General features: G+C 47.5%; 22 protein-coding genes and 2 tRNA genes. 4 read left to right on the top strand and 20 right to left on the bottom strand.

Going from position 1 to position 26605, the window contains the following annotated elements:
* Window positions 1–140 precede the first annotated feature (140 nt).
* From yihA to BK126_RS24480, 10 genes are all read right to left on the bottom strand, one after another.
* Entirely contained in the window at window positions 141–755 is a 615-nt protein-coding gene (gene yihA, locus BK126_RS24525; protein ID WP_076315121.1) for a ribosome biogenesis GTP-binding protein YihA/YsxC, read from the bottom strand.
* Window positions 756–827: 72 nt separating this feature from the next.
* Entirely contained in the window at window positions 828–3167 is a 2340-nt protein-coding gene (gene lon, locus BK126_RS24520; protein ID WP_076315120.1) for an endopeptidase La, read from the bottom strand.
* An 87-nt stretch (window positions 3168–3254) separates the two neighbouring features.
* Entirely contained in the window at window positions 3255–4994 is a 1740-nt protein-coding gene (gene lonB / locus BK126_RS24515) for an ATP-dependent protease LonB (protein WP_076315119.1), read from the bottom strand.
* Between the two features lie 217 nt (window positions 4995–5211).
* Window positions 5212–6309, bottom strand: a complete 1098-nt coding sequence (gene ispG / locus BK126_RS24510) for a flavodoxin-dependent (E)-4-hydroxy-3-methylbut-2-enyl-diphosphate synthase (RefSeq protein ID WP_076315118.1) — start codon at window positions 6307–6309, stop codon at window positions 5212–5214.
* Between the two features lie 101 nt (window positions 6310–6410).
* Window positions 6411–7664, bottom strand: coding sequence for an ATP-dependent protease ATP-binding subunit ClpX (gene clpX, locus BK126_RS24505; RefSeq protein ID WP_076315117.1), 1254 nt, complete (start codon window positions 7662–7664; stop codon window positions 6411–6413).
* A gap of 12 nt (window positions 7665–7676) precedes the next feature.
* Window positions 7677–8267 carry an ATP-dependent Clp endopeptidase proteolytic subunit ClpP gene (gene clpP / locus BK126_RS24500; protein ID WP_047914315.1) on the bottom strand — a complete coding sequence of 197 codons (591 nt, stop codon included), beginning with the start codon at window positions 8265–8267 and terminating at the stop codon, window positions 7677–7679.
* Window positions 8268–8647: 380 nt separating this feature from the next.
* Window positions 8648–9979 carry a trigger factor gene (gene tig / locus BK126_RS24495; protein ID WP_076315116.1) on the bottom strand — a complete coding sequence of 444 codons (1332 nt, stop codon included), beginning with the start codon at window positions 9977–9979 and terminating at the stop codon, window positions 8648–8650.
* 129 nt (window positions 9980–10108) lie between these two features.
* Complete coding sequence (locus BK126_RS24490) at window positions 10109–11041, bottom strand: hypothetical protein (protein WP_076315115.1); 933 nt, start codon at window positions 11039–11041, stop codon at window positions 10109–10111.
* Between the two features lie 560 nt (window positions 11042–11601).
* Window positions 11602–11675: transfer RNA gene (locus BK126_RS24485), tRNA-Arg, on the bottom strand.
* A gap of 583 nt (window positions 11676–12258) precedes the next feature.
* Window positions 12259–12332 (bottom strand) — tRNA-Arg (locus tag BK126_RS24480).
* Window positions 12333–12473: 141 nt separating this feature from the next.
* On the opposite strand from BK126_RS24480, the gene BK126_RS24475 reads away from it, so the two are divergent.
* The gene (locus BK126_RS24475) at window positions 12474–12767 is read left to right on the top strand and encodes a magnetosome magnetite crystal formation protein family (protein ID WP_076315114.1); all 294 of its coding nucleotides are present in this window, start codon (window positions 12474–12476) and stop codon (window positions 12765–12767) included.
* Between the two features lie 101 nt (window positions 12768–12868).
* On the opposite strand, the gene mgtE is transcribed toward BK126_RS24475, so the two are convergent.
* The 4 genes from mgtE to BK126_RS24460 form a co-directional block, all read right to left on the bottom strand.
* Window positions 12869–14248 carry a magnesium transporter gene (gene mgtE / locus BK126_RS24470; RefSeq protein ID WP_076315113.1) on the bottom strand — a complete coding sequence of 460 codons (1380 nt, stop codon included), beginning with the start codon at window positions 14246–14248 and terminating at the stop codon, window positions 12869–12871.
* Window positions 14249–14462: 214 nt separating this feature from the next.
* Window positions 14463–14597: a hypothetical protein gene (locus BK126_RS30030; protein WP_256209896.1), complete on the bottom strand. Its 135-nt coding sequence runs from the start codon at window positions 14595–14597 to the stop codon at window positions 14463–14465.
* Between the two features lie 121 nt (window positions 14598–14718).
* Complete coding sequence (locus BK126_RS24465) at window positions 14719–15069, bottom strand: hypothetical protein (protein ID WP_076315112.1); 351 nt, start codon at window positions 15067–15069, stop codon at window positions 14719–14721.
* A gap of 42 nt (window positions 15070–15111) precedes the next feature.
* A complete protein-coding gene (locus BK126_RS24460; protein ID WP_076315172.1) occupies window positions 15112–15441 on the bottom strand; it encodes a hypothetical protein in 330 nt (109 codons plus the stop codon).
* Window positions 15442–15629: 188 nt separating this feature from the next.
* Here BK126_RS24460 and asnB point away from each other — a divergent pair, with 188 nt between their 5' ends.
* Entirely contained in the window at window positions 15630–17474 is a 1845-nt protein-coding gene (gene asnB, locus BK126_RS24455) for an asparagine synthase (glutamine-hydrolyzing) (protein ID WP_076315111.1), read from the top strand.
* 80 nt (window positions 17475–17554) lie between these two features.
* Here the strand turns inward: asnB and BK126_RS24450 are convergent, their stop codons facing one another.
* The 3 genes from BK126_RS24450 to BK126_RS24440 form a co-directional block, all read right to left on the bottom strand.
* Window positions 17555–18181, bottom strand: a complete 627-nt coding sequence (locus tag BK126_RS24450) for an XTP/dITP diphosphatase (protein WP_076315110.1) — start codon at window positions 18179–18181, stop codon at window positions 17555–17557.
* An 8-nt stretch (window positions 18182–18189) separates the two neighbouring features.
* Entirely contained in the window at window positions 18190–18945 is a 756-nt protein-coding gene (gene rph / locus BK126_RS24445) for a ribonuclease PH (RefSeq protein ID WP_076315109.1), read from the bottom strand.
* A gap of 92 nt (window positions 18946–19037) precedes the next feature.
* Window positions 19038–20093: a GerMN domain-containing protein gene (locus BK126_RS24440; protein WP_076315108.1), complete on the bottom strand. Its 1056-nt coding sequence runs from the start codon at window positions 20091–20093 to the stop codon at window positions 19038–19040.
* A gap of 164 nt (window positions 20094–20257) precedes the next feature.
* Between BK126_RS24440 and BK126_RS24435 the strand changes: the two genes are divergently transcribed.
* Window positions 20258–20818 carry a phosphatidylglycerophosphatase A family protein gene (locus BK126_RS24435; protein ID WP_076315107.1) on the top strand — a complete coding sequence of 187 codons (561 nt, stop codon included), beginning with the start codon at window positions 20258–20260 and terminating at the stop codon, window positions 20816–20818.
* 108 nt (window positions 20819–20926) lie between these two features.
* Here the strand turns inward: BK126_RS24435 and BK126_RS24430 are convergent, their stop codons facing one another.
* Window positions 20927–21919, bottom strand: a complete 993-nt coding sequence (locus BK126_RS24430) for an MBL fold metallo-hydrolase (protein WP_076315106.1) — start codon at window positions 21917–21919, stop codon at window positions 20927–20929.
* A 138-nt stretch (window positions 21920–22057) separates the two neighbouring features.
* Here BK126_RS24430 and BK126_RS24425 point away from each other — a divergent pair, with 138 nt between their 5' ends.
* On the top strand, window positions 22058–22936 hold the full coding sequence (locus tag BK126_RS24425) for a DUF72 domain-containing protein (RefSeq protein ID WP_076315105.1): 879 nt from the start codon (window positions 22058–22060) through the stop codon (window positions 22934–22936).
* A gap of 98 nt (window positions 22937–23034) precedes the next feature.
* On the opposite strand, the gene BK126_RS24420 is transcribed toward BK126_RS24425, so the two are convergent.
* Both BK126_RS24420 and BK126_RS24415 read right to left on the bottom strand, forming a co-directional pair.
* Window positions 23035–25257 (bottom strand): glycoside hydrolase family 88/105 protein, encoded by a 2223-nt coding sequence (locus BK126_RS24420; RefSeq protein WP_076315104.1) that lies wholly within the window; start codon window positions 25255–25257, stop codon window positions 23035–23037.
* Window positions 25258–25311: 54 nt separating this feature from the next.
* On the bottom strand, window positions 25312–26604 hold the full coding sequence (locus tag BK126_RS24415) for a Gfo/Idh/MocA family protein (protein WP_076315103.1): 1293 nt from the start codon (window positions 26602–26604) through the stop codon (window positions 25312–25314).
* Window position 26605 lies beyond the last annotated feature (1 nt).

Raw genomic sequence — 26605 nt, 5'->3', positions numbered from 1 at the left:
TTAAATCATTAAAAATCAGGAAGAAACTTGAAATTATACATCCCATAGGGAAAATGCTCATTATTCTGCAAGAAAGTTCGTGTTAGCTCGATTGTTCTGCAAGATCGTCTTGTCACTTGCTTTTGATGAGAGTTGTAAGACTACTCTTCTACAGACGGCTGTTCTTCTGTAAACCCTGCATAACGGGATATTACTGCCCACAGCTCATCCTTGCCTAAGCCTTCCTCTGACGAGAAAGAGACAAAGCTGTCTTCAGGATGAAGACCGATCGCATCTCTTATAACTTTTGCATGCTTGGCTCGGCGTGTCTTAGGAATCTTATCCATCTTCGTAGTCACGACGCATACGGGAAGCCCATGGTGCTTCAGCCATTCATACATCATTATGTCGTCTTTCGTAGGGGGATGACGCATATCAATCATCTGCATGACCAGCTTCAGTTCTTCTCGTTCAAGCAAATATTTCTCCATCATTTGACCGAAGAGCGCACGCTGCGTCTTCGACACTTTGGCATACCCATAGCCTGGAAAATCCACAAAATAAAGCGCATCATTAATCCGGTAATAATTAAGCTGCTGGGTCTTGCCTGGGGTTGAGCTCGTTCTTGCTAAGTTCTTACGATTAATCATTCGATTGATCAGCGAAGATTTCCCCACATTGGAACGCCCTGCCAGAGCAATCTCCGGCAAGGCGTCCTCAGGGTACTGGCTAGGGCTGACCGCACTAATGATAAATTCGGATTTGGTAACTTTCATAATCGATATTTATCCTCTCTTCATAACACACCAATGAAATAATGGAACTCTCGTTGATGCTCATTGGCTTATCTAGTGCACACCTGCCTGCTGTTCGACCAGTGCATGCTGAAGCACTTGATCCATGTGTGCAACAGGTACGAATTCAACATCTTCTCGCACACTGTCCGGTATATCTCTTAAATCCCGTTCATTATCCTTCGGGAGCAAAATTTTCTTATATCCTGCACGATGTGCCGCAAGCGATTTCTCCTTCAGTCCGCCAATCGGTAGAACCCGGCCGCGGAGTGTAATCTCACCTGTCATCGCTACATCCTTGGATACATGACGGTTAGTCAATGCAGATATCAGTGCAGTAGCCATTGTAATTCCGGCAGAAGGTCCGTCCTTCGGAATGGCACCTTCCGGGATGTGAATGTGAATATCATTCTTCTCGTGGAAGTCAGGCGCGATCCCGAGTTCCCCTGCTTTGGAACGTGTATAACTGAAGGCTGCTTGCGCAGATTCCTTCATAACATCCCCGAGTTTACCTGTCAAGGTAAGCTTACCGGTACCCGGTACAACCGTCACTTCGATGACGAGTGTCTCACCACCAACCTCTGTCCAAGCAAGTCCGGTAACTGTCCCGATCTGATCCTCAAGCTCAGCAACACCGTAACGGAATTTCTGCGGACCTAAGTAATCTTTCACATCATCCGGAGCGATAATGATCTTGCCTGTGTGACCGGATACGATCTTCTTCGCAGCCTTGCGGCATAGGGAAGCCATCTGCTGCTCCAGATTTCTCACGCCGGACTCTCTCGTGTATTCACGAATGACTTTCAAGAGAGCATCCTGCTGTACTTCCACTTGTTCTTCTGTCAATCCATGCTCTGTGATCTGCTTCGGCAGCAAATAGCGGCTTGCAATCTGCAGCTTCTCCAGCTCCGTGTACCCTGGAATATTAAGCACTTCCATCCGATCGAGGAGCGGACGCGGAATACTATGAATTGTATTGGCTGTCGTAACAAACATGACGTTTGACAGGTCAAAGGGAAGCTCTACAAAATGGTCACTGAACGTATTGTTTTGTTCAGGATCAAGCACTTCAAGCAGAGCAGAGGATGGATCCCCGCGAAAATCAGAAGCCATCTTGTCGATCTCATCCAGCAAAAATACTGGATTCAGTGAACCTGCGGTCTTCATTCCTTGAATGATTCGGCCAGGCATGGCACCGACATACGTTCTTCGATGTCCGCGAATTTCCGCTTCGTCTCTTACACCGCCCAAGGAGATACGCACAAATTCACGGCCAAGTGATTTGGCAATGGAACGCGCAAGTGATGTCTTACCTACCCCAGGAGGACCTACAAGACAAAGAATCGGACCTTTCAGCTTCTTCACCAGCTTCTGGACAGCCAGATATTCAAGTACGCGCTCCTTCGGCTTCTCTAGACCGTAATGATCTGCATCCAGCACTTCTTCAGCGGCATGAATATCCAGATCATCCTCCGTCTTGCGGCTCCACGGGAGAGCTAACAGCCAATCCACATAATTGCGGATAACGCCGCCCTCTGCGGAGCTGGCGGGCATTTTCTCAAGCCGATCAATTTCCTTCTCGACCTTCTCGCGCACTTTGTCAGGGAGTGACAGCTCTGCTGCCCCGGCACGAAGCTCTTCAACCTCACCGGCACGCCCTTCCTTCTCGCCAAGCTCCTTCTGTATCGCCTTCATTTGCTCGCGAAGATAATACTCCTTCTGGGTCTTCTCCATCTGCTTCTTGACCCGCTGGTTAATCTTGCGCTCCAGCTCAAGGACCTCACGCTCGTTATTCAAAATGTCCAACAGCTTCTCAAGCCGCTGTTTCACATCTACGGTTTCCAGAATTTCTTGTTTGTCCTTAATCTTCAGCGACAAGTGACTTGTGATGACATCGGCAAGGCGCCCCGGCTCTTCAATATCGGATACAGCTGCAAGAGTCTCGGGTGTAACCTTCTTCGATAGATTTATATAATTTTCAAACTGGCTGAGAACGGTCCGCATTAATGCATCCGTCTCTGGATGGTCTGCCTCTTCCTCCAGCAGCTCCACCGCCAGCACTTCATAGAACTCGTCTTGATCTGTATACTCTGTTATCTCTGCTCGTTCAAGTCCTTCCACGAGGACACGAATGGTTCCATTCGGAAGCTTCAGCATTTGTCTGACCTTCGCGACTGTACCGATCCGATAAATATCCTCACGTGCAGGATCTTCTATATTTACGTCAGATTGAGAACACAGGAGAATCAGATGTTCTTCTACCATCGCTTTTTCCAAAGCCTTGACGGATTTCTCCCTGCCCACGTCGAGATGTAGCACCATACTCGGATAGACGAGAAGTCCTCTTAAAGGCAGTAAAGGAAAACGACGAACTTTGGCTTTGCTCGGCCCCATCGCTTTCACACCTCCAATGGCTCTCAGGTTGTTATCATTCATTATTCTATCAAATGTTCACATAAAAAACCAATGAAGGAGAAGTCTTTACATGCTTTCTGTACTATTCATCGTTCCGCCGCGATTTAAGTCTGCATGCAGTATTGAAGGCGAAGATTGTGGAAACAGCTCGGGCGCAGGTGCAGCCTTCTCTTCATTGTCTGTCATCAGCTCTTTGCCGAAGACATGCTCGAATACTTCATCCACGGACTCAACAGGAATAACCTTCAAGCCATCCAAACCTTCAAAAATGGTCTGCCAGTTGTCTGCGGGGATAATAACCGTCTTAGCTCCAGCCTGAAAAGCAGCCTCTACCTTAGCCAGCACGCCGCCGATTGGCTTTACTTTTCCATGAATGCTGATCTCACCTGTCATTGCCAGCTCATGATCGACGGGAATCCCCTTAATTGCAGAAGCAATAGCCGTTGCCATGGCAATTCCCGCGGAAGGACCATCTATTGGTGTACCTCCTGGAAAATTGATATGAAGATCGTAGTTAGAAGGCTCCAGCCCCATTGATCTGAGTACGGTGATTACATTTTCTACAGACCCTTTGGCCATGCTCTTCCGACGGAGCGTTCTTGAACCGCCGCCAATCTCCTCCTCATCGACAACTCCCGTGATGTTATATGTTCCTTTCCCCTTCATTACAGGCACCGCTGATACTTCGATCTCAAGCAGCGCGCCCATGTTAGGTCCGTATACAGCAAGACCATTGACAAAGCCCACTTGCGGAACACTTGGCACCTTCCTGTCTGGTCTCGGCTGAATCTGACTGCTGCTTGCGACCCATTCGAGATCCGCAGCACGGAGTTCATCCCGATTCTCAGTCAGAGCAAGTCCTGCGGCGAGCTGTACGATATTCACCGCTTCACGACCATTGGTGGCATATCTTTTAACGACCTCCACCGCTTCAGGATTGGCTGCAAAGCCAATTTTACTGATCGCATCCTCTGCTATTCGTCCAATCTCTTCAGGCAGCAGTGCGCGGAAGAAGATCTCCATGCACCGGGAACGAAGAGCCGGAGGAATTTCGTGAGGTGAACGGGTCGTTGCCCCTACCAAACGAAAATCAGCCGGCAGACCGTTTTGGAAAATATCGTGGATATAAGCAGGAGTATGCGTATCTTCAGAGTTATAGTACGCACTTTCCAAAATAACTTTACGATCCTCTAACACTTTGAGCAGCTTGTTCATCTGAATCGTATGAAGCTCACCAATTTCATCGACAAATAAAATCCCGCCATGCGCCTTCGTAACAGCTCCTGGTTTAGGCTGAGGAATACCTGCAACGCCCATTGCACCTGCACCTTGGTATATCGGATCATGAACAGAGCCAATCAGTGGATCGGCAATGCCGCGCTCATCGAACCTGGCAGTTGTCGCATCAATCTCCGTAAATTTGGCATCTGCTTTGAAGGGAGAGGATGGATTTTTTTTGGCTTCCTCCAAAATGACCCTCGCTGCCGCTGTTTTACCTACTCCCGGCGGGCCGTAAACAATAACATGCTGTGGATTTGCACTGCACAGTGCTGCCTTCATCGCACGGAGCCCATCCTTTTGACCGACGATATCCTCCATCTTGGCTGGACGGGTCTTCTCGGCAAGCGGTTTAGTCAGCGATATGGAGCGAAGCTTTCTCAGCTTGTCGAGTTCCTTCCGAGACTCACGTTCCACTGCACTCTTATTGTTTCTTTGTCCACGCAGCATATTCCAGAAATAGAGCCCGATCACGACTCCGAAAAACAAATTGATTAACATGACAATAATGGTTAACTCAGTACCCATATTAGGTGTCCCTCCTGTTCTTTACGTTCTTACCATAAAAAGTTCGATACATGGTAGTATAGCCTTTTCACTCCGGCATAAACGTAGAAAATAGAAGTTCTCTTATAGATTTGAACACCAAACATGAACAGAAGACATTTCTTCAAGTAGGCAAAAAGAAAACTGCTTCCTACACGAGGAAGCAGTGATGAGTAAATTCTTATTTTAGAAAAAAAGATTAGTGCTTGCGTCCCGGAATAACGCCGGTTGCTTCATACACTTCTACAATCTTGTCGATTTCTTTCTTCAGCTCTTCAACCATTTCAGCCTCAGGCACTTTGCGGATCATCTCTCCATGACGGAACAGAAGACCTTCGCCTCGCGCCCCTGCGATCCCAATATCTGCTTCCCTAGCTTCACCAGGACCATTAACCGCACACCCCAGCACCGATACCTTGATCGGCACTTTGATTTGTGAAATATAATCCTCTACTTCATTAGCAATGGAGAACAAGTCGATATCCAGACGGCCGCAGGTCGGACAAGAAATCAGGGTTGCAGCATTTGTAATCAAACCAAAGGTTTTGAGCAGCTCACGGGCAACCTTAATCTCTTCAACCGGATCTGCACTGAGTGAAATCCGCATGGTAGAGCCGATTCCCATAGATAACAGAGCGCCCATGCCTGCCGAGCTCTTAATTGTACCTGAGAACAGCGTACCCGCTTCTGTAATTCCAAGGTGTAATGGATATGGAATGACCTGTGCGGCCTTAGTATAAGCCTCAATGGCCATTGGGACATCAGATGCCTTGAGCGATACGATAATATCATGGAAATCCAGCTCTTCCAGAATGCCGATATGGAACAAGGCACTTTCTACCATCGCGTCGGCTGTAGGATAACCGTATTTCTCAAGCAAATGATTCTCAAGCGAGCCAGCATTAACACCAATACGGATCGGGATTCCTTTTTCCTTACATGCTTTTACAACGGCTTCTACTTTTTCGCGTCTGCCGATGTTACCAGGATTAATCCGTACTTTATCAATACCATTCTCGATCGCTTTCAGTGCTAATTTATAATTAAAATGAATATCCGCAACGAGCGGAATATGAATTCTCTTCTTAATTTCCTTAATCGCTTCTGCTGCTTCATCATTATTGACCGTTACACGAACGATTTGGCATCCCGCTTCTTCAAGCCGCAAAATCTCAGCTACCGTTGCATCCACATCAGCCGTTTTCGTTGTACACATACTTTGAATAATGACTTCATTGCTTCCGCCAATGGTAATGTTGCCGACTTTTACGGGACGTGTATCTTGTCTTAAAAACATGATTCCTTTCTCTCCCCATAACGTCAAATCTCCACCCGCAAGAGGCCTGGAAAAATCCAGTATAAATAAACCTCATTACGAGTGGAGTAAGACTTGTTTATTTAGGCACTCTCTTCTTGCTTCTTATCTTTATCACCATGCAGTTCAGGTGCTGTCTTCTCTTCAACAACCTGCTTCGTAATTACACACTTTGTAACATCCTCACGAGAAGGAATTTCATACATCACATCAAGCAGCAGGCTCTCTATGATCGCACGAAGTCCACGGGCACCCGTATTACGCTTAATCGCTTCCCGAGCGATCGCTTCAAGTGCTTCCTTCTCAAATTCGAGAGTTACGTTATCGAGCTCCAGCATCTTCGTATACTGCTTAACCAGAGCATTCTTCGGCTCAGACAAAATACGAACAAGTGTCGCTTCATCAAGCGGCTCCAATGTAGAGATGACTGGAAGACGTCCAACAAACTCTGGGATGAGACCGATCTTGAGCAAGTCCTCTGGAAGAACCATTCCGAGGTACTCACCCGGCTTCAGATCCTTCTGCTCAGCAGAAGAGTTGAAACCAATCACTTTTTTGCCGATACGGCGTTTGATCATTTGCTCGAGTCCGTCAAAGGCCCCGCCGCAGATGAACAAAATATTTGTCGTATCGATTTGGATGAATTCCTGATGAGGATGCTTACGTCCGCCTTGTGGTGGAACGGAAGCAACCGTACCCTCTAGAATTTTGAGGAGGGCCTGCTGTACGCCTTCACCGGATACATCACGTGTAATCGAAGGGTTCTCCGACTTACGTGCTACTTTATCAATCTCATCGATATAAATAATGCCGCGCTCTGCCTTCTCTACATCATAATCGGCAGCTTGAATGAGCTTGAGCAGAATATTCTCAACGTCTTCACCTACGTACCCTGCTTCTGTGAGCGAGGTAGCGTCTGCAATCGCAAATGGAACGTTCAAAATCTTAGCCATAGTTTGAGCCAAGAGCGTTTTACCAGAGCCCGTTGGTCCCAATAGCAGAATGTTACTCTTCGACATTTCTACATCGTCAATCTTGCTCTGTGTATTAATGCGCTTGTAATGATTATAAACGGCAACAGACAGCGATTTCTTCGCTTGCTCCTGACCGATAACATACTGATCCAAAATATCACGAATCTGCATCGGTTTTGGAATATCCTTCAGATCAATCTCTTCATCATGACCGAGTTCTTCCTCTACAATTTCTGCACACAGCTCGATGCATTCGTCACAAATATATACCCCTGGTCCAGCGACAAGCTTACGAACCTGTTCCTGGGATTTACCACAGAAAGAACATTTAAGCTGCCCTTTCTCATCGTTAAATTTAAACATCTAACCACCCCTTTAAGAATTAATCGGTCTGGTGAGTACTTGGTCAATGATACGGTATTCTAAAGCTTCTTCCGCGCTCATAAAATAGTCGCGGTCCGTATCACGCTCGATTTTATCAAGGGGTTGACCCGTACGCTCCACATAGATCTGATTAAGCTTCTGACGCGTTTTAATAATCCAGTCGGCGTGAATTTGAATATCGGATGCCTGACCTTGGATCCCGCCAAGCGGCTGATGTATCATAACTTCACTATTCTCCAGCGCAAAGCGCTTGCCAGGTGCACCCGCAGTGAGCAGTAGTGAGCCCATGCTGGCAGCCATCCCTACGCAGATGGTTGAAACGTCTGGCTTAATAAATTGCATTGTATCATATATACCCAACCCTGCAGTAACAGAACCACCTGGTGAATTGATATATAAGCTGATGTCCTTCTCCGGATCCTCTGCAGCCAAGAATAAGAGCTGAGCAATAACGCTGTTGGCCACATCATCATCTATTGCACCGCTGAGGAAGATAATACGATCCTTCAATAGTCTTGAATATATATCGTAAGAACGTTCACCGCGATTAGTTTGTTCAACAACCATAGGCACGAGATTCATGTTCCGACCTCTTCTCCATAATAGAATCTTACTGCCACATTAATCAGGGTTAAATAAATATCAGTCTTAATTTTATCATGTTCCCTGTTCAATGTCATTTATGACTACTTTCCTCAGCCAAGTAACTGCTAAAGAGAAAGCTTGATCATATTTAACCATTTTTTTTATGTATGTGCAAATCGGACTTCCATCCTATGGAGCTAAGACCTATAACTCAAGTATATGGAAGGTACAGTTAAAATATCACGACATCTCACTGATTACCATTTAATAATATATTTAACTATAAAATGGATATTCATGAGAAGAAATAAGGCACGTTTAGTAAAATACTTTACGTGCCTTATCTGTTATATTTCTAACGTGATGGATGTGTGATCTTATTCTTCAGTTGCTTCTACAGCAGCTTCCTCAGCTGGAGCGTCAACTTCTACGCTGTTTGCAAGAAGGAAGTCAATCGTTTTACGAAGCAGAACTTCTTCACGAAGGCTGTCGAAAGAACCGTTGCTTTCGAGAATTTGACGAATCTCTTCTGGAGTACGTCTGAAGGAAGTCGCCATATTATTCAGCTCTTCGTTAACATCCTCATCGGATACTTCAATGTTCTCTTGCTTACCGATTGCTTCAAGAACCAGGTTGTTGCGAACGCGCTTCTCAGCATCGCCCTTCATTTGGTTTTGAAGATCTGCTTCCGTTTGACCAGAGAAGCTCATAAACATTTCAAGGTTCATGCCTTGTTGACGAAGACGGTTGTCAAAGTCACGCATCATGTTGCGAACTTCGCTGTTAATCATTCCTTGTGGAATTTCAACTTCTGCGTTAGCAGCCGCTTTTTCAACAACAACATTCTCTTGGTTTGCTTTTGCTTCTTCTGCTTTGCGCTCAGACAGCTGCTTCGTAAGATCTTCTTTGTACTCAGCAAGAGTATCGAATTCACTTACGTCTTTAGCAAACTCATCGTCGATTGCTGGAAGCTCTTTGCGTTTGATTTCGTGCACTTTCACTTTGAAGATGGCTTTCTTGCCAGCAAGTTCTGCTGCATGATATTCCTCAGGGAATGTCACTTCAACATCCTTGTTGTCGCCAGTAGCAAGACCGATCACTTGCTCTTCAAAGCCAGGGATGAATGTGTTAGAACCCAGTTCCAGGGAGTAACGCTCAGCTTGTCCACCGTCGAACAGCTCACCATCAACAGAACCTTCATAGTCGATTACTGCGATATCGCCGGACTCAGCTGTACCTTCTTCGATAACTACAAGCTCAGCATGACGTTGTTGCAAACGCTCAAGCTCAGCATTCAGTTCTTCTTCGGAAACTTCTGTGTTTGCCTTAGGAACTTCAAGTCCTTTGTACTCACCAAGTTTAGCTTCAGGTTTAACGACAACTTTCGCTTTAAATTTGAAAGCTTCACCTTTAGCAAATTGATCGATGTCCACTTCTGGTTGTTCAACAGGGAAGATTTCTGTTTGATCAACAGCTTCCGTGTAAACTTCAGGAAGAAGGATATCAATTGCGTCTTGATACAGGCTCTCTACGCCGAAACGAGCTTCAAAGATCGAGCGAGGCACTTTACCTTTACGGAATCCAGGTACATTTATCTTTTTAACGACTTTATTAAAAGCCTTGTCGAGAGCAGCAGCTACACGATCTGCTTCTACTTCAACTTCAAGAACCCCAAGGTTCTTCTCTATTTTTTCCCAAGTTGCTTTCATTTATGCTTTCCCCTCCAAATTTCACATGTTAACCATGTCAAGCGCGTACAAAATAACCATTTTAGTATAAACAACATTAAATGCAATTTCAAGGGTAAACCCTTGCAGGCGTCAAAAGGAAGTTTTCGGCTATTTCACATCCAGTCCGCCGGATACAAATCGTTTAATAGATCGGTACGCCTGCTCGAATCTAAATCTCACTTCACTCGTGATTTCATAGACCCTTCTAATCTCCTCTTCGTCCAGTGATCCGCCCAGACTCTCAGCGACTGCCGCATGGAGCGCCGCAGCCCATATATCGAGTGTCGAATCATCGCCTTCAAGCATAGAGCGGTAGTCGCTTGTGCCATATACAGCCATCACATATTGAGACCACAATTCCTGAGCAAAATAAAATAAGGTCGGTTCATGTACTTCCGTCTGATCTGCCACCAGTTCCAGCACTCGAATAATTGGAAATGGAAATTCATCCGGCTTCAGTGGAATAGATTCCACCTCAACCTCCACTTTCTCCGATCCTCGTGTAAGAGATACGGTTGCCTGAGATCCTCTTTTTCGCAAGGTCTGCAGCACTCGAAACTGAAGCAACGGATGCAGCTTACGCTGCTGAAGCCACTCGCACAGCGAATGATCAATACCCGGGGTTTCGATATAGGCAAGCTGATCCAGTGCCAGCATCGTCTGCTCGCTCAGCGGCTCTTCCATGACCGTTCTTAGCAGCTTATCCGCATATGCTCCATCTTCCGCCATTTTATTTCGGGCATTTTGACGAGCAAAATCCTCTTCACTCTCTTCCAAATCCTCGTCATTTCGTCCGTCTTCTCTCTGATCACGATCTATATATTGAGGGAAAGCTGCACGCAGCCAGTCCAGCAAAGCTTCCCATTCTTCATAATTCCGTTTCTCCTGCCCTTCGCATTGAAGCAGGAACTCAAGCAAACGCATCGCTTCCGAATAGCGCTCATTCTCCAGCATTACAGTAAGCTGAATCTGATAGTAATCCAGCGTCTTCGGGAAGAGAACAATATTTTTCTCTTTGGTTTGGGAGTTCGTATCGCTCATTATGACTGCCTCCTCTCTATCCGGTTTAACGACAACCAATCGACTTGTTGAATTATATAGAAACTACATATCCGTGTATAGCTCTAATATATTAACATAACCGATTCCGGTCTAAAAAAAACATGTTCTAGCTTATTTCATTGAGACCAGGGATATGTTGCGTCAGATAAATAGCCTTACGGCTGACTGCGATGCCATTGCTATCGATGCCTATGCTTCGACGAACCCCATTTGGGCTTCTCATCTCCACGGACGCAAAAAAGAGACACCCTTTCGGATGTCTCTCACCGTCCCACTCGGGGTACAGCCTTACGGCTGACTGCGATGCGATTGCTATCGATGCCTATGCTTCGACGAACCCCATTTGGGCTTCTCATCCCCACGGACGCAAAAAAGAGACACCCTTTCGGTTGTCTCTCACCGTCCCACTCGGGGTACAGCCTTACGGCTGACTGCGATGCGATTGCTATCGATGCCTATGCTTCGACGAACCCCATTTGGGCTTCTTATCCCCACGGACGCAAAAAAGAGACACCCTTTCGGTTGTCTCTCTTTTTTTACGTCCCAGGAGGGATTCGAACCCCCGACCGACGGCTTAGAAGGCCGTTGCTCTATCCTGCTGAGCTACTGGGACAAATTCAAGCGCGAGACATATCGTATCATATATATGTGATGATAGCAAGCGTTAATTGTAAAGTTTTTTATTTAGTTAGGTTACGGACGCTATCGATGCCTATGCTCCGACGAACCCCCATTTGGGGTTCTCATCCCCACAGACGCAAAAAGAGATACCCTTTCGGTTGTCTCTCACCGTCCCAGTCGGGGTACAGCCTTACGGCTGACTGCGATGCAATTGCTATCGATGCCTATGCTCCGACGAACCCCCATTTGGGGTTCTCATCCCCGCGGACGCAAAAAAGAGACACCCTTTCGGTTGTCTCTCACCGTCCCAGTCGGGGTACAGCCTTACGGCTGACTGCGATGCGATTGCTATCGATGCCTATGCTCCGACGAACCCCATTTGGGGTTCTCATCCCCGCAGACGCAAAAAAGAGACACCCTTTCGGTTGTCTCTCACCGTCCCAGTCGGGGTACAGCCTTACGGCTGACTGCGATGCAATTGCTATCGATGCCTATGCTCCGACGAACCCCCATTTGGGGTTCTCATCCCCGCGGACGCAAAAAAGAGACACCCTTTCGGTTGTCTCTCTTTTTTACGTCCCAGGAGGGATTCGAACCCCCGACCGACGGCTTAGAAGGCCGTTGCTCTATCCTGCTGAGCTACTGGGACAAGATATGTACTTATTTTCACAGTGCGATATTTATTATATCGTATAATCTGTATTTGTCAAAGTATTTTTTATGTATCATCACATGCGATGAAGGGTAATATGATTTAAATATTAGGAAAATTCAAAAGGAGCGTTATTTCATGCGACAGCTGTTATCTTCCCTTAGTTATTTCAGTATCTTTTTTGCCCCCTTCCTGTTCCCCTTAATCATATGGATTGTAGCCAAGGACGATTACATAACCAAACATGCGAAACGCGCATTATTCTCACATGTATTCCCTTTCGTTTCAGCGATTCCATTGCTTTATTTTCTGTTCACCGCAGACCATCCTGCCTCGATTATAGGATACATCATTGTGTTTTTTGTCATCTATTTCGGTTCATTTATTTATAACGTCTACCAAGGTATCAAATCATTAAGAGAAGCAGCGTAACAACAACTTAGCATAACAGTTCAAAAACCAGCCTCGAGCGGCTGGTTTTCATTTTATCTTCATATGAATCCATTTTATCTTACTGCCAAGTTACTTGAACTCTAAACCAGGTATGAAATAAATAACGTCGCCGTACCAAAGTACACCGTCAAAGAGAACAAATCATTCAGCGTCGTAATAAGAGGGCCGGAGGCTACTGCCGGATCGATCTTCAGCTTATGCAGCAGAATAGGAATAATCGTCCCGGCCATCGTACCAATCACAATGGTTAGGATCAGAGAGAAGCCGATAACGGCACCTAGAGCAAAGCTGCTCTGCCAAATTCCCGCAACAAGCGCTACGCTTATTCCACAAACGGCTCCAATGGTAAATCCGACTCTAAGCTCTCTCCATAGTAGACGTAATATGGCTCCTCCGTTCATTTTGTTCTGTGGTGTCAGCCCTCGAATGACGACCGCAAGCGATTGTGTTCCCGTATTCCCGGTCATTCCTGCGATCATCGGCATGAAGAAAGTGAGAGCCACCACTTGACTGAGCGTCCCCTGAAATATACTAATAATGCTTCCAGATAGCAGCCCGAGAAATAACAGCATAATAAGCCAAGGAAGTCTTCTTTTGGCCGCGGTTAGGAAATGTGTGTTAAAATCAATCGTTTTGTCGGTACCCGCCAGCTTGTTGATATCCTCGTTCGCTTCTTCCCTCAAGACGTCCAGCACGTCGTCAAACGTGACAACTCCAATCAATTTGCCCGCTGTATTCTCAACCGGGATCGACACGAGATCATATTGTTCGAATAAGTGCGCAACCGCCTCCTGGTCCATATCCGCTGATACCTTGACCACATTTTCTCTCATTAAATGCTCGATAAGCTCTGTATCTGAAGCAAGCACGAGATCTCTATAGGTGGTAAGCCCTATGACTTCTTTGTTTTGATTTAATACATACAGATCCTGTACATCATTGGTCAGGTCTGCAAAATGCTTCACCTTTTCGACTGCCTCGCGAACCGTATATTTGGCATAGAACCACACATAACGGTTCGTCATGATACCGCCCGCTGTCTCCGGTCCATAATTCATTAGCTCCCTAACGGTCTCCCGCTCCGAAGCCTCCATGATCGAGAGCATGTACTCTCTAACTTCATCTGTCATTTCGCCCATCAAATCGGCCAAATCGTCGTTATCCATTCGATTCAGCACCTGAGCTGCGCGATCTTTACTCAGAATATATAAGGCTTCAATTTCTACTACGGGCTCAAGCTCGCTCAGCATCTCAGCTAATAGCTCCGTATCGAGTGCATCCATAAATCGAGGCCGGTAAGCTTCATTTAGTGCTAAATAGATCGTGGCCAGGTCATATGCTTCCCACTCTTCAAATTCATCGTGCATCTCTTCTATGCTGCCGCGCCTGACAGCGTCCTCTATCGTGAGGGTTAGATCGTGCAAATCCTGTTCTCTGCTTCGAATATCGATGTCGTTCATATGGGGTTCACCTTCAATCTGTAATTAATCGTAAAATGCTGCTCTGTATCCTTCCTTAATGCGTTTACCCTGCTGTATAGGTATAAAATCATGTTCAAGCCTATTTCATGATATGTATTCCTCTGCAATATCCCGTATTGTGCCTCATATTTTTATAATAGACAGCCTCCATCCTTTCATCACTGAAAGAATGGAGGCCTGTGTGCAGCCCGGATTAGTTGCTGCTTCCTAAACGTGCTCTGTTCAGTTGCCGCTGGTGATTTTTATTCTTCGCAAGTACTTCACTAGCAAATTCATTTGCCAAACCGTGACGGTATTTCTTCGTTACCTTGTACTTTGAAGCCATCATATTCACCTCCCCGGGATACATCAGTATTATGTGTAATAAATGTGCTGAGTATTTTCTAATCACAAAAAAAGACTGCAAAGAAATTGGAGTTATCCATTCCATTTGCAGCCTCGTGTAAGTTTTATTTTTGCAATTTACTTAAAATATCTTGGTTCAACGTCCCGTAATTCAATAAGGACTGGAGAAACTGTCCCTTCTCCTGCTCGGCCGTTACAAGCTGACTGTTCTCAAACGCAACTGCTGTCGCATCCTCAAATGCTGCATTTTGATTATCATTGTACCAATCCAGAGCCAAATCATGATGATTACGCACGACTCTGTGCAGATCAAGTCCTGTTCCATACGCATTCTGCGCTACGTATACAAGCAATGAAGGATCTCCCGCCTGAGCCGGCTCCACCGCTACTTCCACACAACGTACTCCATTTAATTCAGTGGTATTTGTAATTTTGGCATTTTGAATCACATACATGAGCCCATCTCCTGTTCTTATGTTAGGTTAATCGCCTTACGTTCATCCATTCCCGTTAACACTGTGACGGACAATCCCATATTGCGCTAAGTGACTGCGAGTTTCTCGCGTACCCAGCTGATAAATTTCGTTATACACGTTCTGAAGTGCTTGCTCATATAACGAGTTGACAGAGGCCTCTTCGGTGTCCGGCCAAGGGAAGATATAGCCCGGGAAGGCCTCTTCTTCTTTTTCCTGCATCAAGCTAAGGAGCCCTCTCAAATAATCTGCTTGCTCTGGCGTCGCCTCAATCACCCATTCGTAGGATGCTGCCTGCTGATCATTCAGAACAGAACGTCCGCCAACAGAAACAAAATACAGGCTTCTAGTCAAATTCATCGCTCCCAACACTAATATGCTCGCCTCTTATAGTTTCGGATGTGGACAGACATTTTATGCCTAATTTCGGCATATATTTGCTAGTACTGCTCGTGAAGAAAAAAGGGGATGAGGCATGACCGCTCTCCACACGCTGTTATATGAGCCTCTGAGAAGTTACGTAAAAGAAAGGATGAACAGTCATGTGCGGTATAACAGGATTTATACAATGGAATCGTGATCTTACCCAAGAATCAGAACTGCTTGTCCGCATGACGGAAAGCATGTCAAATCGCGGACCCGATGCCGGCGGAACCTGGATCTCGAATCCTTGTGCCTTCGGTCATCGCAGACTGAGCGTCATGGACCCGGAGAATGGGGCCCAGCCGATGATCATGAATCATGGAGATACGCAATATACCGTTGTTTATAATGGAGAGCTGTACAATGCACCTGAGCTCAAAAAAGAGCTGGAGAACCGTGGACATCATTTCAAAACCAATTGTGACACCGAGGTGCTGCTTGCCAGCTATGCAGAATGGGGGCCTGAATGTGTTGAACGATTTAATGGAATATTTGCCTTTGTCATATGGGATAGCGGACGCGAACATATATTCATGGCCAGAGACCGGCTTGGAGTAAAGCCTCTATTTTACAGCGATCAGGGAGATCTGCTCGTGTTCGGCTCTGAACCCAAGGCACTGCTGCTGCATCCAGCGGTCGAAGCGGTTGTCGGACCTGAAGGCTTGGCTGAAGTATTCATCATTGGACCAGCAAGAACACCAGGTCACGGTGTATATTCCTCAATGAAGGAACTTCGCGCCGGTCATGCAGCCACATTTAACAGAAACGGATTCCGTTCTTACGCCTACTGGAAGCTCGTCAGCCAGCCCCATGAAGACGATGTGGACGCTACGGCAGCACAAGTTAGAAGTCTGCTCATTGACACCTTAGAACGACAGCTTGCTTCAGATGTACCATTAGGCTCATTACTATCCGGGGGACTGGATTCCAGCGCCTTGTCTGCCTTGGCCGTAGCGTATTACAAAAGAAACGGGCAAGGAAATATTGACACGTTCTCTGTCGATTATGTAGATAACGACAAGCATTTTAAAGCCCACTCTTTCCAGCCCAATTCAGATGCTCCTTATATCCAGCGAATGGTCGATGAGCTGAAGACGAATCATCATTTTATGGAGTTTGATACGGCGGAGGTTGTGGAAGCCTTGAACGCGTCTACGCTCGCCCGAGATTTGCCGGGGATGACGGATGTCGATTCGTCGCTTTATTTATTTTGCCGGGAAATCAAAAAGAAGGCGACCGTTGCCATATCGGGAGAAGCCGCAGACGAAGTATTCGGCGGATATCCCTGGTTTCACCGTGATGAAATGCTGAATTCAGGTACATTTCCTTGGGCGGTCGCCCCGAAGATGAGAGCCAGTCTCTTGTCCTCGGATATTGCTGAATGGACGCGTCCGCTTGAATATTTGAATGACCGCTATTCGGATGCGGTGGCGGAGACTCCTCTTCTCGCTGGAGAGACCGGCAAAGCAGCGCAGATGCGTGTCATGTCTTATCTTAACATCACCCGGTTCATGCCCACACTGCTTGACCGCAAGGACCGGATGAGTATGGGGGTCGGACTTGAGGTCCGGGTTCCTTATTGCGATCACAGGCTAGTGGAATATGTATTTAACATCCCTTGGGAGATTAAGATTACAGGCAATCGGGAAAAAGGTATTCTGCGCAAGGCATTGGAAGGAATCCTGCCTGATGACGTGCTCTATCGCAAAAAAAGTCCTTATCCAAAGACGCATAATCCCGCTTATCTAGAGAGCGTTCGGCAGCAACTGCTGGATGTGCTGGATGATCCCTCATCCCCGGTGCTGCCTCTGCTGGATGTCAAGAAAATCAAAGAAATTGCAGCCTCTAAAGAGGCTTCTTCCAATAATCCTTGGTTTGGTCAGCTGATGTCCGGACCTCAGTTATTTGCTTACCTGACACAAGTAAACAACTGGTTAAAGACTTATAAAGTGTCTATTCGGTAATTGGGAGCACCAAGCAAGCACAAAGAGACCTGCTGTCAACAGCAGGTCTCTTTGAAGTATATGAAGATCTTAATCGGGTATTAACCGCCGAGCTTGGTCATTAAGTCCCGAAGTGCTGCACCGCGATGGCTGATGGCTTGCTTCTGGTCCATACTGAGCTCCGCCATGGTCTTCTCATAGCTTGGAAGATAGAAGAGCGGATCATAGCCGAAACCGCCGCATCCGGCGGTTTCGGAAGTGATGAAGCCTTCAACTGTACCATAGGATTCCAGCTTCTCTCCCGTTGCCGGATCATACAGCACGAGTGAACAGACAAACCGGGCAGGGCTAAGGAGCGGCTGCTCCGTATCCTCTCCCAGCTTGCGTGATTCGAGCTCGCTTAGCAGCTTCTCATTATTATCCGCGTCGGCAGCGCCTTCGCCGGCATACCGCGCCGAATACACACCTGGAGCGCCATCCAGAAGATCCACACATAATCCGGAATCATCGGCGAGAACAGGCAGGCCAAGAGCATCGCCTACAGTTTTCGCTTTTTTCCATGCATTCTCGGCAAAAGTCGTGCCATCCTCCACCACATCAGGTACATCCGGATAATCGTACATGCTCTTGACCTCTTTGCCAATCCGGGCAAAAGCGTGGGCAAACTCACGTACTTTTCCTTTGTTTTTGGTAGCGACGATAATGACTGGGCTGTCCAAATTGTTCATGCTGTCGATTAAGCCTCCCCAATCTTGCGGGAGCCGATCTTGAGTGCAATCGGTCCCAGTACTTCCTTCTGCTTCTCGATCATCTGAAGAATACCGTGCTCGCCAAGGCTGAGCAGTTCATCCAGCTCTTTGCGGCTAAAGGGTCTGTCTTCCCCGGTCCCTTGCAGCTCTACGAATTCTCCGCTTCCGGTCATCACGATATTCATATCCACTTTGGCTTTGGAATCTTCCTCATAGTTCAGGTCAAGCAGTGCCTTGTCCTGAACAACACCAACACTGACAGAAGCCAGAAAATCAGTGATCGGAAACACGGGCAGCCGGTGCTGCTGTGCAATTTTGTCCAACGCAATCGCCATTGCGACAAATGATCCGGTAATCGAGGTTGTACGGGTTCCTCCATCTGCCTGAATGACATCGCAGTCCAAAGTAATCGTACGCTCTCCAAGCGCATGCAGGTCAACGACGGATCTTAATGCGCGTCCAATGAGCCGCTGAATTTCCATCGTGCGTCCACTTAACTTACCGCGAGCTGCCTCGCGTTGATTCCGAGTCTGTGTTGCTCTAGGAAGCATGGAGTACTCGGCTGTTACCCAGCCCTTGCCTTGTCCTTTCATGAAATGGGGCACCTTCTCGTCTACTGTTGCTGTACATATGACTTTGGTATCTCCTACTTCTATGAATACGGAGCCTTCCGCAAATTTGTTGGTACCCACTGTCATTGTGATCGGTCGCAGCTGTTCGCTGGTACGTCCGTTAGATCTCATGATATTGCCTCCTACGTCTTAAGCGTCCTGTATTAGTCCTTATCATTCTACCAAAATGCTTTTGTAAAAGCACCCTTTACAGATGCGATTCCTTAGATACCAATCTCATTAATATATTCCGGTTTCGTCACAGGCTCGCCATAGTTCTGTTCATCGGTACCTATCACGGTTTGTTGATCATTAAACGTAATTTGCACCTTCGTATCAGCGTTGCCTGAATTATCCGCCACCGTTAAGACAACCGATTGAAGCAGCTCTGTCGGGATCGGGTCACCTTCTGCAAACATTTCATCTTTCAGCGCTACCGAGACTGTGCCATCCTCGCCAGTGACAACTGACTCCAGCAATGTTGCCGTGGTCAGCACCATCTCGAGTCCTTCACTGTCAGGACCTTTGATCAGCTCAGATAATGCGGACTCCACACGATTCGGACTCGGCTCAACCAGTCTTGTGACCGGAACATAATACTGTTCTCCTGCAGGGGATTCATCAGAGAAATACACAGTCACCGGACTGGAATTCGTGCTCAAGTGATTGCCCAGATCCAGATTGATACCGATTCCCCGGGTGAGCGATTGAGCCATCGGTGTTCCATTCACGGGCATCTCATTCAGTTTTTTGCCATCTACCCAGAGCTGTACGTTCTGAATATCCGGATTTCCGGTAAGGGTCCAGGTCACAGCCTCCATAATTTGACGCTCTTCCTCTGGCATGTATTCAGTGAACTTGGAATTAAATTCTACAACGGCCAGCTTCTCCTCCGGCGTAACCGTCACATCCATCACTTCGGTTCCCTGAGGCAGCACACCCGTAAAGCCATCAGGCATGTATCCCGAATAAGCACCGCCTGAGACAAGTGCTGCAAGTGAGGATTCCACAAAAGTAAGATCTGGGAGAGCCGGAAGTGACATTGAAACCGGAGCGAGCAGTCCATTCTGATCTTTCAGATATACCGTCATCTGCTCCGTCTGAACCATCTCTCCGTTGCCTTCTGCAGCCTGAATCATGGCAGATTCAAGGATCGGCGGGGGAGCATCAACACTGTCGGATGTTTGAGAAGAGAGGGCACTGCATCCGGCGAGCAGCACAGGAACGGTAAGCAGCCCTGCTGCAGATATCATTTTAACCTTGCGATGGAAACGGCTCATGTGAAAAGTCCTCCTAACAATTTTGTACAGTTTGTACTACTATGTATACGAGCTCTAATAGAAAAAATGCCTTAACATGATCTATTGAAATCAAAAAGTCCAAAATCGGTTATGTTAATTTAGAACTTACTCAAATTGACATGAAGAGGAGCGGTTAGATACCAATGGAGAAAATCCCTTACAGTCTGAACAGCAGAAAGGTAGCGGAGGCCACCTGGGAGTGGCTCGAAAAAAGAGGCGTGAAAATTCCTGAGATCGCAGAGCTGGTCATGCTGCTGCAGAAGGACTATTACCCGGATCTAACGATGGAAGAATGCATACATAACGTGGAGCAGGTGCTGAGTAAACGCGAGGTACAAAATGCGGTCCTAACCGGCATTCAGCTGGACCTGCTCGCCGAAGAAGGCAAGCTGATTCAGCCTTTACAGGATATGATTCGATACGATGAAGGCCTGTACGGTGTCGATGAAATTCTGGCGTTCTCCATCGTGAACGTGTATGGAAGCATTGGATTTACGAACTATGGATATGTAGATAAATTGAAGCCTGGAGTGCTCGTGCGGCTGAATGATAAATCGGATCAGCATATCCACACTTTCCTGGATGACATTGTCGGTGCTGTTGCCGCATCCGCCAGCAGCCGGATTGCCCATCGTAAACAGGCTGAGCGGGAAGCTGAACTTGGAGATGAGCCTGTAAAGGATGATGCCGAAGAGGATTTGTAATAACACCAGAAGGGAAACTATGTGTAAACAAAAAGGGTACCGTTCATCCCGTGATCGGTACCCTTTGGTTAGCAAATTATCAACCGAATGATTCGGAGTATTACTCGCTTATGCTGGAGCAAATTTCACTATTTTTTCTCTCGAATCCGGCAGTTTCATGACAGCCCTGCCCAGCCGTACCAATTCATCCAAATGCGCCAATGTCTCTGCCATAGCAAACCGCATTTGATGAATACCAAACTTCGTCCCGAACAGCTTCACACAGACCTCAAAAGCCGTCTTCTCCCCCTCCTGCAGCATCCCTTCCATCTCATCCAGACGTTCCTCATGATGCTTCAGCAGTCCTTGAATACGACTCTCAAAGCCAGTGAAAGGATGGCGATGTCCCGCAAAGGCTCTGCTCACCTTCAGTCCCGACAACTGATGCAGTCCCTCAATAAAATGGCGCAAAGGCTGTTCATCACTTCCGGGCAGCAGGCTCACATTCGGTGAGATTTGGGGAAGGACGGCATCTCCACAGAGGATGATTCCCGTGCTCTCTTCATAAAAAGACAGATGACCCGGAGCATGTCCACCGGTCTCTATCACAGAAAAGTGCCTTCCAGCCATATCAAACCGTTCACCTTCTATATAACTAACCATTGGCGCAGGCAGCACCTCGCTGTCAAAGCTCTCTAAATGGGGTCTCAGCTGCTGTGCCCACTCCTCTGTCATGCCATGTGCTCTGAAAAAATCGGGCAGCTGATCGTTAATATCTGCAGCTTCTCCCCACATATACTGAGCTTCTGCGTGTGCCCTCTTCGACATCCATACGCTTGCTTCACTCTGCTCCTGCATCCAGCCTGAAAGGCCATAATGATCCGGATGATGATGTGTCAGCACAATTTGCTTAATATCGTGCTTCGGATGAATTGCAAGCTCAGACCAGACCTTGTCCCACTCCGCTTCTGTTACAGGGGAGCGCGGCCCGGGATCAATGATCGTAACTCCGTCATCTCCTCGAAGTATGTAGCTGTTCACCCATCTAAGCGGGAATGACATCGTGATCTTCACCTGGATAATTCCTTCTTGTTCGTGATGTGTCCATTCCGGCAGTTTCATGAATGGCCTCCTTCCTAATGACGTCATTCTAAAGGATACTCCATAATTGACCGGTTTGAACATGGTTGAAATCATGATTTATAATGGCCCAATACAGCTTAATAATAAGTACGACCCTTAATGAAGGAGGGATATCCGATGATTAACATTGGTCTGACCGGCTGGGGAGACCATGACGACTTATATTTGCCCGGTACGAAGCCGAAGGACAAGCTGATCAAATACAGTGCCCATTTTTCCGTGGTAGAAGTCGACAGCTCTTTCTATGCAGTGCAGCCGGCAGAGAGAATGGCAAGATGGACGGAGGAAACGCCTGATCATTTCTCCTTCATTGTCAAGGCCTATCAAGGCATGACCGGTCACCTGCGAGGTAAACCCTATTTCCCCGATACAGACAGCATGTATGCCGCTTTTATGGAGTCGCTCGCACCCATGATCGAGAAAGGTAAAATGAAAGCCGTACTGTTCCAGTTCCCGCCTTGGTTTGATTGTAATCGAGAGAACGTAGGTACACTTCGCAGTATCAAGGATCGAATGCAGCATATCCCCTGTGCACTTGAATTCAGACACCGCAGCTGGTTTGAAGGTGAGATGATGCATAGAACGCTTGCCTTTATGAAAAAAGAAGGCTGGATCCACAGCATCTGCGACGAGCCGAGTGCAGGGCAAGGTTCGATTCCGACCGTACTAAGTGCTACAGATGCAGATCTCAGCATCGTGCGATTCCATGGGCGAAACGCATCCGGCTGGCATCAGAGCGGAGCCCCGAATTGGCGGGAGGTAAGATATCTCTATCGATACAATGAGGAGGAGCTCTCTGAATGGAAGGAACGGCTGGATCAGCTTGAGAAGCAAAGCCAGGAGATCTGTGTCGTGTTCAATAATAACTCCGGCGGAGATGCCGCAGCAAACGCTAAGCAGCTGATGACGATGCTCGGTATGATACCACAGCCGCTGGCTTCTGAAGTGATCCGGAAGAAGCAGGATGAAGAACCCGAGCAGCTGGAATTATTTTGATCAGAGCGAAGCTCAAGTCATCAAAATCCATGCAAATAAAGCCTTTCTTCGGTTATGAAGAGAAGGCTTTATTGCATGTTCAATAGGTTGAGGTTCAATTAATGTTGTCCTGATACCGCAAAAGCATCTGAATCTGCACTCTCCCTAAGTGCAACCTGCATTCTTAAAGCTTCTACCCCTGCGAGCAGTACAATGCCGATTCCGTGGGTATCATTCAGGTTCCAACCGAGATCATCCTTGTAGTAGGAAGCCGTGAAGGAATATCCTGACCCTCTGCAGACTCCATATATATTCCCTTTGTAGTCGATAGCGATCCGGGTGAGTCCCTCCCAGCCCCTTAACACGGAATCCACATACTTGCCCGCATCCTTCAGCCAGCCAAAACGCACGCCTTTGGCATAAGCGTATATAAACATTGAGGTACAGGAGCTCTCTTCATAGCTGTCCGGACGATTCAGTACCTGATGCCATAGACCGTTTTCTCCTTGCAGCGCAAGATATCCTTCACATAAATCACGGTAGAACCCAAGCAGCTCGGACCGCTTCTCGTGTGTCTCTGGCAGCATTGTCAGCAGTTCTGTCAGTGAAAACAGCACCCAGCCATTGCCTCTTCCCCATGGGATGCCTGTTGCGCTTCCTCTGACAAAATCATAAACATGTGACATGATCTTCCGTTCTGGAATATAGAGATATTGCTTGAACAGCAGAAACTGCTGGACGGCATCCTCAAGATAGGTGCTGTCGCCAGTCAGCTTGGCGTACCGCGTCAGAAACGGAGTGCTCATGTATAGATCATCACACCACATCGTCTCCTGTCTCATCTCTGCTGCTCCTCTTCTTCGGAAAAAAGCCCCGTCCGGCAGACGCTCTTGATCTTCCCTCATGTATTTGGCAATTCGATCCGCCGTGTCCCTGCCGCCTGGAATAGAAGCCTGCTCCATGGCAAACAGCATCGTTGCTCCAAAGGATCCGCAGTCATCGAGACTATCTATAGCGGACAGCTGATTGTTAATACCTGCTGCACCATAAGTCGCTCTGTCCCATAATCCATACTTATCAAATGACGTGCTGAGCGAAATATGCTCTACCGCATAGCGGACATACGCTTCCTCGCCCAACTCAAGCCCGGTCTGCATCAATCCGAGCAGCGTCACACCGAGTGGATAATTCCATTTCCCGTAATGTGTGCTCTCCAGATAAGGCCGAATGACTGTATTCGGAAGATCAATCCGGTAGTATACACCTCTAGTATCGTCACCATGGATTCGATTCACTTCTTGAACGGTGCTCAGCTGCGGCTCGTTCGAAGGATCAAACGACCCTAAATACAGCCATGAATCCTGACTGCCTGCCACCCGATAAGGCAAATTCCAGCTCACCCCGCTGTTACGTCCGAAGTCCTTGAGCTCAAATCCCCACCGTGCAGCCGCTGCCTCTGTATTGGTCCCTTTTGCGATGAGCTGATGGGCTCCGAATATCCGTGGAAGCTTCAGGTCGATCTCGCCGGAAGTACTTGAAGCATAGACTTCTTCACCATCGACATACAGCGATAGAGCCCCGTCATGACGCCCCTTAATCCGCACCGGCTTGCCCTCGGGCTGCTTGACGTGGAAGGTGCTCCATGCATAAGCCGTCTGCGCTGCCTCCAGCCCGTACATTCTGCCGAACACTCCTTGATCCAGCTCCTCCCTGGTCCAGCTTTGGCGAGGATACCAGATGAGATCCGTGTCCTTCTCCTTCATTCCAAGTCTAGGCAGCTCCTGCTCCGGATTGGTGAAGAACTCTGAGTACATCCATCCCTCCTGATCGTTACGATCAGCGCTAGGATTGATGAAGTGCAGCGGGAAATTTTTAAAGGATCCCGTACCAAACACACCGCCAAAGCCGACATCGGTCTTCACAAACTGAAGTACAATATCATTCCAGCCATACTGAACGGGAACAGCAAGCGGCCAGCGTCTGTCGGGAAACAGCTCCTGATGAAGATCTGATTTGAAGAACAGCTCCCCATTTACGTATATGGTTACCGGGCTATAGCAGCTCAGGCTCATATTGAGCTTGGTTTCATTCGGATTCTGACTCCACAGCTTCCCCCATATAAAGGCATAGCTTCCTGACGGTGCATCCGGCAGACGATCATTCAGATTCATCTCATATCTATAGTCAGGCAGACGGTTAAAGCCAGCTTCATTATACGCCCTGAACAAGAAGGACTGCTTCGGATTATCACCGATATAACGCTGCGCAATGGTGGACAACACATCCTCTATAGCATCGTGAGTGCGGCTTGCAATGGACTCATTTTCGTGAAAATAACGCATCTTATCCGCTCCTTTATTCTGATATAGATTAACTGCACGAGACGATCACAGGGATCAGTTATAAAACTTAACGAGATCATTGATCTGAACAGGCAGTCCTGTGCGTATGGCTCTATTCGCCGCAATACCTGTCAGAATGGACCTTGCACCGTCCACATGATTCGCTGCACGATGAAACGGATCCTCAACTGGCTCTCCGAACAGATCGTTAAGCAGCACCGGGTCACCACCGCCATGGCCTCCTTCGCCTTCCTCTACCTCGACACGATAAGGGGCATCAAACATAGGATACACGGTGATGTTATGTCCCTGAAGTGCGCCTTCAATGGCTCTGTCACCACCGGCATTCACATAGGACTGCTCGACGATATTCATCTCGATCCGGCCTTTGCTGCCATTAAAGGCAATTCGGTACCCTTCCCACGGCATATAGGCATTTAAGGAATATGTCAGCACAGCACGGTTCTTGTATTTAACGAGAACGCCCATCGTGTCTTCTATACTAATTCCGTCTCCGAACACATTCTGATCACGCTGGTAGCCGTCCTCGTGCTCAGCATCGAAATACATGGCCTTTAATCCCTCGCTTTGATCCAGGTGCAGCGCAAACGGGTCCTCCTTGGCATTCGCATGACCGGTTGCTCTCGGATAGTCATGACGCTCACCGCGTTTCTCGGCATTTTCCTTGCCATAGAAGAGCAGGTCCCCGAAGGCAAATACAGTCTCCGGCTGTGAGCCAATCCAGAAATTGACGAGGTCAAAGTGGTGTGTTGATTTATGTACCAGCAGACCTCCGCTGTTTCGCTTATCCCGGTGCCATCTGCGGAAATAGTCGGCCCCATGCTGAGTGTTTAACAACCATTCAAAATGTACAGAATGCACGTCACCGATTGTACCGTTCATAATAAGCTCACGAGCTTTGGTATGATGAGGAGCATAGCGGTAGTTGAAGGTCACTCTCACGTTTCGTCCGGTCTTCTCCACCGCATCGAGTATCTCCTGGCACTTCTCTTCGTCAACCGTCATCGGCTTCTCTGTAATGACGTCGCAGCCAAGCTCCATGGCTCGAATGATATAACGATGATGTGTCCGGTCAATACTCGTCACGATGACGTAGTCCGGCTTGTGCGCCTCAATCATTTCGTCAAACTGATGATCCTTGTAGGTAGGAACCTCGTGATATCCGCACTGCTCGGTTAATATTTGATTCGCGTAATTCATCCGTGTCTGATTCGTATCGCAAAATGCCAGCAGCTCCGACTGCTCCCGAAAATCTTTGGCCAGTGCCGTATAGAAAAATCCAGCTCTTCCGCCCGTACCGACAAGTACATACGTTTTTTTGCTCATA

It is taken from the genome of Paenibacillus sp. FSL H7-0326 (assembly GCF_001955535.1).
Lineage (GTDB): Bacteria > Bacillota > Bacilli > Paenibacillales > Paenibacillaceae > Paenibacillus > Paenibacillus shunpengii.
The sequence above is the reverse complement of the archived record's forward strand: the minus strand, read 5'-3'. Positions and strand labels throughout refer to the sequence as shown.